Source organism: Rhodococcus sp. 2H158 (assembly GCF_053764755.1).
The window spans coordinates 1-10,977 of the sequence record NZ_JBSNCE010000041.1; the positions used below are offsets into that span (position 1 = coordinate 1).

The 10,977-nt window shown below is 71.1% G+C and carries 10 protein-coding genes; 9 read left to right on the forward strand and 1 reads right to left on the reverse strand.

The genetic code is table 11. From position 1 onward, the window contains the following. The first annotated feature begins 130 nt into the window (after positions 1 to 130). Entirely contained in the window at positions 131 to 397 is a 267-nt protein-coding gene (locus ACWPOB_RS26755; protein WP_006947094.1) for a GlsB/YeaQ/YmgE family stress response membrane protein, read from the forward strand. A gap of 53 nt (positions 398 to 450) precedes the next feature. Here ACWPOB_RS26755 and ACWPOB_RS26760 read toward each other — a convergent pair whose 3' ends face one another. After that, entirely contained in the window at positions 451 to 1,089 is a 639-nt protein-coding gene (locus ACWPOB_RS26760) for an SACE_7040 family transcriptional regulator (protein ID WP_455402674.1), read from the reverse strand. A gap of 115 nt (positions 1,090 to 1,204) precedes the next feature. Here ACWPOB_RS26760 and ACWPOB_RS26765 point away from each other — a divergent pair, with 115 nt between their 5' ends. The 8 genes from ACWPOB_RS26765 to ACWPOB_RS26800 all read left to right on the forward strand — a co-directional run bounded on the left by ACWPOB_RS26765 (position 1,205) and on the right by ACWPOB_RS26800 (position 10,879). Further along, positions 1,205 to 2,812, forward strand: coding sequence for a carboxyl transferase domain-containing protein (locus ACWPOB_RS26765; protein WP_100057577.1), 1,608 nt, complete (start codon positions 1,205 to 1,207; stop codon positions 2,810 to 2,812). An 11-nt stretch (positions 2,813 to 2,823) separates the two neighbouring features. Beyond that, positions 2,824 to 4,986 (forward strand): acetyl/propionyl/methylcrotonyl-CoA carboxylase subunit alpha, encoded by a 2,163-nt coding sequence (locus ACWPOB_RS26770; protein ID WP_455402680.1) that lies wholly within the window; start codon positions 2,824 to 2,826, stop codon positions 4,984 to 4,986. A gap of 9 nt (positions 4,987 to 4,995) precedes the next feature. Next, a complete protein-coding gene (locus ACWPOB_RS26775) occupies positions 4,996 to 6,156 on the forward strand; it encodes an acyl-CoA dehydrogenase family protein (RefSeq protein WP_455402675.1) in 1,161 nt (386 codons plus the stop codon). Next, positions 6,153 to 6,647, forward strand: coding sequence for a MaoC family dehydratase (locus ACWPOB_RS26780; RefSeq protein ID WP_100056620.1), 495 nt, complete (start codon positions 6,153 to 6,155; stop codon positions 6,645 to 6,647). Before ACWPOB_RS26775 ends, ACWPOB_RS26780 begins: the two co-directional genes overlap by 4 nt. Before the next feature lie 9 nt (positions 6,648 to 6,656). After that, the gene (locus tag ACWPOB_RS26785; protein WP_455402676.1) at positions 6,657 to 7,514 is read left to right on the forward strand and encodes an HpcH/HpaI aldolase/citrate lyase family protein; all 858 of its coding nucleotides are present in this window, start codon (positions 6,657 to 6,659) and stop codon (positions 7,512 to 7,514) included. Between the two features lie 139 nt (positions 7,515 to 7,653). Next, positions 7,654 to 8,496 carry an HpcH/HpaI aldolase/citrate lyase family protein gene (locus ACWPOB_RS26790; protein WP_455402677.1) on the forward strand — a complete coding sequence of 281 codons (843 nt, stop codon included), beginning with the start codon at positions 7,654 to 7,656 and terminating at the stop codon, positions 8,494 to 8,496. Then, the gene (locus tag ACWPOB_RS26795; protein ID WP_100056623.1) at positions 8,493 to 10,457 is read left to right on the forward strand and encodes an acetoacetate--CoA ligase; all 1,965 of its coding nucleotides are present in this window, start codon (positions 8,493 to 8,495) and stop codon (positions 10,455 to 10,457) included. Before ACWPOB_RS26790 ends, ACWPOB_RS26795 begins: the two co-directional genes overlap by 4 nt. Positions 10,458 to 10,531: 74 nt before the next feature. Continuing rightward, on the forward strand, positions 10,532 to 10,879 hold the full coding sequence (locus ACWPOB_RS26800) for a hypothetical protein (RefSeq protein WP_006939718.1): 348 nt from the start codon (positions 10,532 to 10,534) through the stop codon (positions 10,877 to 10,879). Positions 10,880 to 10,977 lie beyond the last annotated feature (98 nt).

A 10,977-nucleotide genomic window follows, 5' to 3' on the forward strand; every position in this document is an offset into this window, starting at 1 on the left:
CCCCCCCCCACCTCCGGGACCGCGCAACTTTTTGCAGAAGATTCACCGGAATTCACCCGAAGCGCGCATATTCCGCGCACTCTGTGGCATACCGTCCCCACGGTTCGATGTTCCGAGAGAGGAGCCCGTGATGGGAGAAATCATCGGCACGATCATCTTCGGCGCGGTCATCGGTGTGCTCGCACGGCTGGTGATACCGGGGAAGCAGGCGATGGGATGGCTCATCACCATCGTCATCGGCATCATCGGCGCCCTGCTCGGCTACTGGATCTGGGGCATGATCAGCGACCAGGGCGACACCGAAGGTATCGACTGGATCCGCTGGATCATCAGCATCGCCGTGGCCGCGGTGCTGACGCTGGCCTACACCTCCATGACGAGGAGCAGGGTCCGGTAACAGCGGCGAAACGGGACCCCGTCCGGAGATCCGGACGGGGTCCCCGTGCCTGTTCAGGTCCCGGAGTCCTCGATGCCCGGCCGATCGGCGCCGAGCGCGGCCAGGGTCATGCGCCGCAGGACCGCCCGGGTCGCCGCGGGAGAGGACCGGTCGGCGCTGTGCGGCGTCGAGTTGATGAGCCCGAACGCCGCGTGGGCCATGGTCCGAGCGTCGGACTCCCCCAGGGCGGGGTCGAGCCGGCGCAGCACGCCCACCCACAGCTCGACGTACCGCCGCTGGGTCTGGCGCACCTCCCTGCGGGCGTCCTCCGGGAGGGACTGCAGCTCCCGGTCCTGGACGCGGATCAGGTCCGGCTCCCCCAGCGCGAAGTCGAGGTGGAAGTCCACGAGCCGGTCGAGCGCGCGCCGGGGCTCGTCGGTGTGGTCGAGCACGTCGGTACCGCCCGCCAGCAGACGGCGGCTGATGTCGACCAGGAGCTCGACGAGCAGCGCGTCCTTGTTGGGGAAGTGCCGGTAGACGGCGGGACCGCTGATGCCCACCGCCGCGCCGAGATCCTCGAGGCGCACGCCGTTGAAGCCGCGTTCGGCGACGAGCCGTGCCGCGGCCTGCAGCAGTTGCCGCCGCCGGTCGGCCTTGGCCCGGCCGCGCGGGGTGAGCAGCTGCTCGTCGGTGTCCGGCTTCAGCTCGGTCATCGGCCGCACCCTTCCTTCCTGATGTGGTCTGGACAACTCAGTTAATCACAGCTAACCTTATTTTCAGTTATCGAGTATTAACTCAGGCGTTCACCCCCATGGCGAGGACGGTACTGTGACAACCCCCCCAACGACCGCTCCGCGGACCTACCGCGACCAGCACGTGCAGCTGGTCGCCGAGCTGCGCGACAAGCTCGCGACCGCCTCCCTCGGCGGCAGCGAGAAGGCGCGGGATCGGCACGTCGCCCGCGGCAAGCTGCTGCCCCGCGACCGCGTCGACGCCCTGCTCGACCCCGGCAGCGCGTTTCTCGAGATCGCGCCGCTGGCCGCGAACGGCATGTACGACGACGAGTGCCCGGGCGCGGGCATCATCGCCGGCATCGGCCGGGTGTCCGGCCGCGAGTGCGTGATCGTCGCCAACGACGCCACCGTCAAGGGCGGCACCTACTACCCGGTCACGGTCAAGAAGCACCTGCGGGCGCAGGAGATCGCGCTGCAGAACCAGCTGCCCTGCCTCTACCTGGTCGACTCCGGCGGGGCTTTCCTGCCGAGGCAGGACGAGGTGTTCCCCGACCGCGAGCACTTCGGCCGCATCTTCTACAACCAGGCCACCATGAGCGCCAAGGGGATCCCGCAGATCGCCGCGGTGCTGGGCTCGTGCACCGCCGGCGGCGCCTACGTGCCCGCGATGAGCGACGAGGCCGTCATCGTCCGCAACCAGGGCACCATCTTCCTCGGCGGCCCGCCGCTGGTGAAGGCCGCCACCGGCGAGGTCGTCACCGCGGAGGAACTCGGCGGCGGCGACCTGCACTCGAAGGTCTCCGGTGTCACCGACCACCTCGCCGAGGACGACCGCGACGCGCTGAACAGGGTGCGCGGCATCGTCGCCACGTTCGGGCCCCGCAACCCCCGGCCGTGGGACGTGACGCCGACCTTCGCGCCCGCCGCGGATCCGGCCGAGCTGTACGACGCCGTGCCCACCGACCCGCGCACCCCCTACGACGTGCACGAGGTCATCGAGCGCATCGTCGACGGCGATCCGGCCGGGCCCGGCTCGAGCTTTTCCGAGTTCAAGGCCGAGTACGGCAAGACCCTGGTCACCGGCTTCGCCCGGATCCACGGCCACCCGGTCGGCATCGTCGCCAACAACGGCGTGCTGTTCGGTGAATCCGCCCAGAAGGGCGCCCATTTCATCGAGCTGTGCGACAAGCGCTCGATCCCGTTGCTGTTCCTGCAGAACATCTCCGGCTTCATGGTCGGCCGGGACTACGAGGCCGGCGGCATCGCCAAGCACGGCGCCAAGATGGTCACCGCCGTCGCGTGCGCGCGGGTGCCGAAGCTGACCGTCGTCGTCGGCGGCTCCTACGGCGCCGGCAACTACTCGATGTGCGGGCGGGCGTACTCGCCGCGCTTCCTGTGGATGTGGCCCAACGCCCGCATCTCGGTGATGGGCGGCGAGCAGGCCGCCTCCGTCCTGGCGACGGTGCGTTCGGAACAGCTCGACGCGTCCGGCACCCCGTGGACCTCCCAGCAGGAGGAGGCGTTCAAGGCGCCGATCCGCGCGCAGTACGAGCACCAGGGCAACCCCTACTACTCGACCGCGCGGCTGTGGGACGACGGCATCATCGATCCCGCCGACACGCGGGAAGTTCTCGGCCTGGCCCTGTCGGCGTGCGCGAACGCACCCCTCGAGCCGGTCTCCTACGGCGTCTTCCGGATGTGAGGCACATGAGCATGTTCGATACCACCGGCCGAGCCGGGATGTTCCATACCGTTCTGGTCGCCAACCGCGGGGAGATCGCGGTCCGGGTGATCCGCACGCTGCGGCGGATGGGGATCCGCTCCGTCGCCGTGTACAGCGACGCCGACGCCGGCGCCCGGCACGTGCGTGAGGCCGACACCGCGGTGCGCCTCGGCCCCGCCGCCGCGCGCGAGAGCTACCTCGACATCGCCAAGGTGATCGACGCGGCCCGGCGCACCGGTGCGCAGGCGATCCACCCCGGTTACGGCTTCCTGTCCGAGAACTCGGGCTTCGCGCAGGCCTGCGCCGACGCCGGGATCGTGTTCCTCGGCCCGCCCGCCAAGGCCATCGAGGTCATGGGCGACAAGATCACCGCCAAGAACGCCGTCGCCGCGTTCGACGTCCCGGTCGTGCCGGGCATCTCCCGGCCCGGCCTGACCGACGACGAGCTGATCGCCGCGGCAGGCGACATCGGGTACCCGGTGCTGATCAAGCCGTCCGCCGGCGGCGGCGGCAAGGGCATGCGCCTGGTCACCGAATCCGGTCAGCTCGCCGAGGCGCTCGCCTCCGCGCGGCGCGAGGCGGCCTCCGCGTTCGGCGACGACACCCTGTTCCTCGAACGGTTCGTGCAGCGCCCGCGGCACATCGAGGTGCAGATCCTCGCCGACACCCACGGCAACGTCGTCCATCTCGGCGAGCGTGAGTGCAGCCTGCAGCGCCGCCACCAGAAGGTGATCGAGGAGGCCCCGTCGCCGCTGCTCGACGAGCCCACCCGCGCCCGGATCGGGCAGGCCGCGTGCAACACCGCCCGCAGCGTCGACTACACCGGCGCCGGCACGGTGGAGTTCATCGTCTCCGCGGACGCGCCGGACGAGTTCTTCTTCATGGAGATGAACACCCGCCTGCAGGTCGAGCACCCCGTCACCGAACTGGTCACCGGACTGGACCTGGTGGAGTGGCAGGTGCGCGTCGCCGCCGGCGAGGCGCTCGGCTTCGAACAGGACGACATCACCCTGACCGGGCACGCGATCGAGGCCCGCGTCTACGCAGAGGACCCCGCCCGCGGATTCCTGCCCACCGGCGGCACCGTCGTCGGGCTCGACGAACCCGCCGCCCAGGCCGTCACCGGGGCGAGCGCAGCGACGGGGCATGTCACCGGGGCGAGCGCAGCGACGGGGCATGTCACCGGGGCGAGCGCAGCGACGGGAAATGTCAACGGAGCGGGGATCCGCGTCGACTCCGGGCTCGAGGTGGGCACGGTCGTCGGCAGCGACTACGACCCGATGCTGTCGAAGGTGATCGCGCACGGACCCGACCGCGCCGCCGCGCTGCGCCGGCTCGACCGGGCCCTGGCCGAGACCGCGGTCCTCGGGGTGGTCACCAACATCGACTTCGCCCGGTTCCTGCTCGCCGATCCCGACGTGCAGGCCGGCAACCTCGACACCGGGCTGCTCGATCGCCGCCTCGGCGACTACACCGCCCCGGACACCCCCGACCAGGTGCTCGTCGCCGCGGCCGCGCACCGCTGGCTGCGCCGCTGGCCCGCGACGTCCACGACGTCGGCGGTGGACCCGTGGGACCGGCCCACCGGCTGGCGGGTCGGGGGACCCGCGCCGACCACCGTGCGGCTGCAGACCCCCACCCGCACCGACCACGTGCACCTCACCGGCACCCCGGAGGCCGCCACTGCCCGGATCGAGGACGGTCCCGAGCGGGTACTCACCGCGCGGCTCGACGCCGGCCGCCTCGCCGTCACCCTCGACGGGGTGCGCTCGGAGTTCCTCGTCGCCGAGGGCGACGGGCAGCTGTGGCTCGCCGGCGACGGCGGCACCTGGCCGGTCCGCGAGGCCCGCGAACCGAACATCCGCGACGCCGACGCCCACGCCGGCGAGGCCGAGCTGACCAGCCCGATGCCCGGCACCGTCATCGCCGTCCCCGTCGAGAACGGCGCCACCGTCACCGCCGGCAGCACCGTCGTCGTCGTCGAGGCGATGAAGATGGAACACGCCCTGACCACGCCCGTCGACGGCACCGTCGAGCTCCTCGTCGCCCCCGGCGATCAGGTCAAGGTCGACCAGCTCCTCGCCCGCGTCGTCCCCGGCAGCGAAGTCCCCACCCACTCCGTTCCCGCCCGCACCGACACCACCGACAGCTAGGACACCCCGATGACCGACTACCTCTCCACCGGACAGCTTCCCGACGACTACCGGGACCTGAAGAGCACCGTCGCCGACTTCGCGCAGACCGTCGTCGCACCCGTCGCCGCCGAGCACGACGCCAACCACACGTTCCCGTACGAGGTCGTCGCGGGCATGGCCGACCTCGGCCTGTTCGGGCTGCCGTTCCCCGAGGAGTACGGCGGGCAGGGCGGGGACTACTTCGCGCTGTGCCTCGCGCTCGAGGAACTCGGCAAGGTCGACCAGTCCGTGGCCATCACCCTCGAGGCCGGCGTCTCGCTCGGCGCGATGCCGATCTACCGCTTCGGCACCGAGGAGCAGAAGCAGAAGTGGCTGCCGCAGCTCGCCGCGGGACGGGCGCTGGGCGCGTTCGGCCTGACCGAGCCCGGCGCCGGCAGCGACGCCGGCGGCACCAAGACCACCGCCAAGCTCGACGGTGACCAGTGGATCATCAACGGCAGCAAGCAGTTCATCACCAACTCCGGCACCGACATCACCGAGATCGTGACCGTCACCGCCGTCACCGGTGAACGCGACGGCAAGAAGGAGATCTCCACGATCGTCGTGCCCACCGACACGCCCGGATTCGTCGCCGAGCCCGCCTACAACAAGGTCGGCTGGAACGCCTCGGACACCCACCCGCTGAGCTTCACCGACGTGCGGGTGCCGGCGGAGAACCTGCTCGGCGAGCGCGGCCGCGGCTACGCGAACTTCCTGCGCATCCTCGACGAGGGCCGCATCGCGATCGCCGCCCTGTCCACCGGCGCGGCGCAGGGCTGCGTCGACGAGTCCGTCAAGTACGCGAAGGAGCGCGAGGCGTTCGGCCGTCCCATCGGCCGGAACCAGGCGATCGCCTTCAAGATCGCCCGGATGGAGGCGCGGGCCCATGCCGCCCGCGCCGCCTACTACGACGCCGCGGCCCTCATGCTGGCGGGCAAGCCGTTCAAGAAGCAGGCTGCCATCGCCAAGCTGGTCGCGTCGGAGGCGGCGATGGACAACGCGCGCGACGCGACGCAGATCCACGGCGGCTACGGCTTCATGAACGAGTACGCGGTGGCCCGGCACTACCGGGACAGCAAGATCCTCGAGATCGGCGAGGGCACCACCGAGGTCCAGCTCATGCTGGTGGCGCGGGAGCTCGGCCTGTGAGCGCTCAGCGACGCGTCACCCAGCGGGGACTGTGGTTCGAGGAGTTCGAGGCCGGCACGGTCTACGAGCACCGCCCCGGGCGCACCGTCACCGAGGCCGACAACGTCGCGTTCACCACGATGACGATGAACACGCAGGCGCTGCACCTCGACGCCGCCTACAGCGAGGGCACCGAATTCGGTGAGCGCCTGGTGAATTCGATGTTCACCCTGTCCACCCTCGTCGGATTGTCGGTGGCGCAGCTGACCCAGGGCACGATCGTCGCCAACCTGGGGTTCTCGGAGATCAAGTTCCCCGCGCCGGTCCGCCACGGCGACACCCTGTACGCCGAGACCCTGGTCACCGACAAGCGCGAGTCCAAGTCCCGGCCGGGGCAGGGGATCGTCACGCTCGAGCACACGGCCCGGAACCAGCACGGCGACGTCGTCGCGGTCGCGGTGCGCCAGACACTCGTGCAGTGCCGGCCCGCCGACGACACGCAGAAGGGATAGGGGACAAGCATGGGTTCCGTCGACTCCGTGGGTGGTCCGGCGTGGTTGTTCTGTCCGGCCGATCGTCCGGAGCGGTTCGGTAAGGCGGCCGCGACGGCGGATGTGGTGATCCTCGATCTCGAGGACGGGGTGGCGCCGGGGGACAAGGACTACGCGCGCCGGTGCCTGCAGGACACCCTGCTCGATCCGGCCCGGACGGTGGTGCGGGTCAACCCCGTCGGCACCGACGATCACGAGGCGGACCTGAAGGCGCTGGCGGCCACCGAGTACATGCGGGTGATGCCGGCCAAGTGCGAGTCGGCGCAGCAGGTGACATCGCTGGCGCCGCGGGAGGTGATCGCGCTGATCGAGTCCCCGCTGGGGGCGTTGAAGGTCGACGAGATCGCCCTGGCCGCGGGCACGGTCGGTCTGATGTGGGGTGCGGAGGATCTCGTGGTCGGCCTGGGTGGGCAGTCGTCCCGCCGGGGCGACGGGACGTATCGGGACGTGGCGCGGCACGTGCGGTCGCAGGCGTTGCTGGCGGCGAAGGCGTACGGGCGGTTCGCCCTGGACTCGGTGTATCTGAACATCAGGGATCACGACGGGTTGCGGGCGGAGGCGCTGGATGCGGTGGCGGTCGGGTTCGATGCGAAGGTGGCGATCCACCCCGGTCAGGTGGCGGTGATCCGGTCCGCGTACGCGCCGAGCGTGGAGGATGTGGCGTGGGCGCGGCGGGTGCTGGCGGCGGTGCCGGAGGAGCGGGGGGTGTTCCAGTTCGAGGGCCGGATGGTCGATGCGCCGGTGCTGCGGCACGCGGAGCAGATCCTGCACCGCTCCGTGCAGTCGGAGGCCTCGGCCGGGCAGTCGGAGGCCGCGGCCGGCGCCTGACGGATCCGCGCTCTTCCCGGTCGTCCGCGCGGAATTCCCGCGCGGACGACCACCCGTCCCGCGCTCGGGTCACGATTGTGCTGACAGTGCGGTGCCCGGGCCGCATCATCGAAGAGATCACCCGATCGAGGAGGTCTCTATGTACAGCGTCGGCGGCCCGGCGTGGTTGTTCTGTCCGGCCGATCGTCCGGAGCGGTTCGGTAAGGCGGCCGCGACGGCGGATGTGGTGATCCTCGATCTCGAGGACGGGGTGGCGCCGGGGGACAAGGACTACGCGCGCCGGTGCCTGCAGGACACCCTGCTCGATCCGGCCCGGACGGTGGTGCGGGTCAACCCCGTCGGCACCGACGATCACGAGGCGGACCTGAAGGCGCTGGCGGCCACCGAGTACATGCGGGTGATGCCGGCCAAGTGCGAGTCGGCGCAGCAGGTGACATCGCTGGCGCCGCGGGAGGTGATCGCGCTGATCGAGTCCCCGCTGGGGGCGTTGAAGGTCGACGAGATCGCCCTGGCCGCGGGCACGGTCGGTCTGATGTGGGGTGCGGAGGATCTCGTGGTCGGCCTGGGTGGGCAGTCGTCCCGCCGGGGCGACGGGACGTATCGGGACGTGGCGCGGCACGTGCGGTCGCAGGCGTTGCTGGCGGCGAAGGCGTACGGGCGGTTCGCCCTGGACTCGGTGTATCTGAACATCAAGGATCACGACGGGTTGCGGGCGGAGGCGCTGGATGCGGTGGCGGTCGGGTTCGATGCGAAGGTGGCGATCCACCCCGGTCAGGTGGCGGTGATCCGGTCCGCGTACGCGCCGAGCGTGGAGGATGTGGCGTGGGCGCGGCGGGTGCTGGCGGCGGTGCCGGAGGAGCGGGGGGTGTTCCAGTTCGAGGGCCGGATGGTCGATGCGCCGGTGCTGCGGCACGCGGAGCAGATCCTGCACCGCTCCGTCGAGGCCCGCTCGGGCGATCACCGAGGGGGTGCGACGGCATGACCGACACGCCGGTGCCACCGCAGTGGACCCCCACCGAACAGGACGTCGCGGACGCCCGCATCACCGCCTTCACCCGGTGGGTCGAGCAGCGCCACGGACTCTCCCTACCCGACTACCACGCCCTGTGGCGGTGGTCCGTCGACGACCTCGGGCGGTTCTGGCAGGACGTGTGGGACTGGTTCGACGTGCGGTCGCGCACCGATCCGGGACCGGCGCTGGCCGACGCCTCGATGCCCGGGGCGGTCTGGTTCCCCGGGGCGCGACTGAACTACGTGGAGCAGGCCCTGCGGCACGCGCGCGACGACCGCCCGGCGATCGTGTACCTCGGCGAGGACGGGGAACGCACCGAGCTGGGCTGGGCCGAACTGCGCAGGCAGGCGGCCGCGCTGGCCGCCACGCTGCGCGAGCACGGCATCGGCGTCGGTGACCGCGTCGTCGGCTACCTGCCGAACATCCCGGAGGCCGTTGTCGCGCTGCTCGCCACCGCGAGCATCGGCGCCGTGTGGGCGGCCTGCGGCCAGGACTACTCGGCCCCCGCAGCCCTGGACCGGCTCGGGCAACTCGACCCCGCTGCCCTGATCACCGCCGACGGCTACCGGTTCGCCGGCCGCACCCACCCCCGCGCCGAGGCGGTCGCCCGGCTGCGGGAGGAGTTGCCGTCGCTGGCGCTGACCGTCGTGGTGCCCCGGCTCGGTGGTCCGCGGCAGGACCTCGAAGGCGCGCTCACCTGGGAGGCGGCGACCCTCGGGGACCATCCCCTCGACCCCGAGCCGGTGCCGTTCGACCATCCGCTGTGGGTCGTGTTCTCCTCCGGGACCACCGGCCTGCCGAAGGGCATCGTGCACGGGCATGGCGGGGTGGTGCTCGAGCATCTCAAGGCGGTCTCGCTGCACACCGACCTCGGGCCCGACGACACCTTCTTCTGGTACACCAGCCCGAGCTGGATGATGTGGAACTTCCTGGCGGGCGGGCTGCTCGTCGGGGCCACGATCGTCTGCTACGACGGCAGCCCGTCGCACCCGCAGGTCGACCGGCTGTGGCGGATCGCCGCGGAGGAACGGGTCACCGTCCTCGGCACGAGTCCCGGCTACGTGCTGGCCTGCATCAAGGCGGGCGTCGTGCCCCGGCGGGACCACGACCTGTCCGCGTTGCGGGCCGTCGGGGTCACCGGGTCCACGCTGCCCGCGTCCTCGTCGCGGTGGCTGGCGGAGAACGTCGGCGAACACGTCCCGGTGATGTCCATCACCGGCGGCACCGACGTGGTGTCGGCCTTCGTCGGCGCGGTGCGCACCGTCCCGGTGTGGCCCGGCGAGCTGTCGGTGCCGTACCTCGGCGTCGCGCTCGACGCGTACGACGAACACGGCCGCCCGGTCCGCGACGACGTGGGGGAGCTCGTGGTGACCGCACCCATGCCGTCGATGCCGGTCCGTTTCTGGAACGACCCGGACGGGCACCGCTACCGCGAGGCGTACTTCTCCGTCTATCCCGGGGTGTGGCGGCACGGGGACTGGATCACGATCACCGGGCGCGGGACCGTGGAGATGCACGGGCGCTCCGACTCGACGCTCAACCGGCACGGCGTCCGGATGGGCAGCGCCGACATCTATCAGGCCGTCGAGAAGCTCCCGGAGGTCGTCGAGGCGCTCGTGATCGGCGCCGAGCAGCCGGACGGCGGCTACTGGATGCCGCTGTTCGTGGTGCTCGCCGACGGGATCGAGCTCGACGACGAGCTGCGGGAGAAGATCCGCGCGATCATCCGGGAGCAGGCCTCGCCGCGGCACGTCCCCGACGACATCGTCGCCGCCCCCGGTGTGCCGCACACCCGCACCGGCAAGAAGCTCGAGGTGCCGATCAAGCGGCTCTTCCAGGGCGCCGACGCGGCACGCACGGTGGATCGCAGCGCGGTCGACGCGCCGGAGCTGCTCGACTGGTACGCGGGGCAACGTCGGCAGCCCCGGTGACCCTCGTCACGAGCGGCGTACCCCGAGGTCGGGCGGATTGGACATCCGTCCTGCTCGGGTGATCCGATGGCCGCATGGACGTCGCGATCAAGATCTTCCTCATCCTGCACTTCATCGGCCTCGCCGGGATCATCGGCTCCTGGCTCGCCGTGATCAAGGAACCGCGCGTGGTGGCCGGCATGCTGCACGGCGCGATCCTGCAGGTGGTGACCGGTCTCGCACTGGTCGGGCTCAACGAGGCGAACGACGCCGACCTGAACCACATGAAGATCGGTATCAAGCTCGTCGTCGCCGTCGTCATCCTCGTGCTCGCGATCGTCGGCATGAAGAAGGAACGGCAGAACCCGGGCTCGACCGCGGCCCTCGCACACGCGGCCGGTGCTCTCGGCGTCCTCAACGTCGTCATCGCCGTGCTGTGGTGACGGCTCCGACACCCCCCCGGCGGCGAAGATGAAGCCGACCTTACCGACCCTGTAGATTGGTCCGGTGCGCAAGTCACGCGGCCGGAAGGCGACCGGCG

Bases quoted from the DNA above. Each gene is read 5' to 3' on its own strand.
- ACWPOB_RS26755 (WP_006947094.1), top strand. From the start codon at position 131: ATGGGAGAAATCATCGGCACGATCATCTTCGGCGCGGTCATCGGTGTG.
- ACWPOB_RS26800 (WP_006939718.1), top strand. From the start codon at position 10,532: ATGGACGTCGCGATCAAGATCTTCCTCATCCTGCACTTCATCGGCCTC.
- ACWPOB_RS26775 (WP_455402675.1), top strand. From the start codon at position 4,996: ATGACCGACTACCTCTCCACCGGACAGCTTCCCGACGACTACCGGGAC.
- ACWPOB_RS26770 (WP_455402680.1), top strand. From the start codon at position 2,824: ATGTTCGATACCACCGGCCGAGCCGGGATGTTCCATACCGTTCTGGTC.
- ACWPOB_RS26760 (WP_455402674.1), bottom strand. From the start codon at position 1,089: ATGACCGAGCTGAAGCCGGACACCGACGAGCAGCTGCTCACCCCGCGC.
- ACWPOB_RS26785 (WP_455402676.1), top strand. From the start codon at position 6,657: ATGGGTTCCGTCGACTCCGTGGGTGGTCCGGCGTGGTTGTTCTGTCCG.
- ACWPOB_RS26795 (WP_100056623.1), top strand. From the start codon at position 8,493: ATGACCGACACGCCGGTGCCACCGCAGTGGACCCCCACCGAACAGGAC.
- ACWPOB_RS26790 (WP_455402677.1), top strand. From the start codon at position 7,654: ATGTACAGCGTCGGCGGCCCGGCGTGGTTGTTCTGTCCGGCCGATCGT.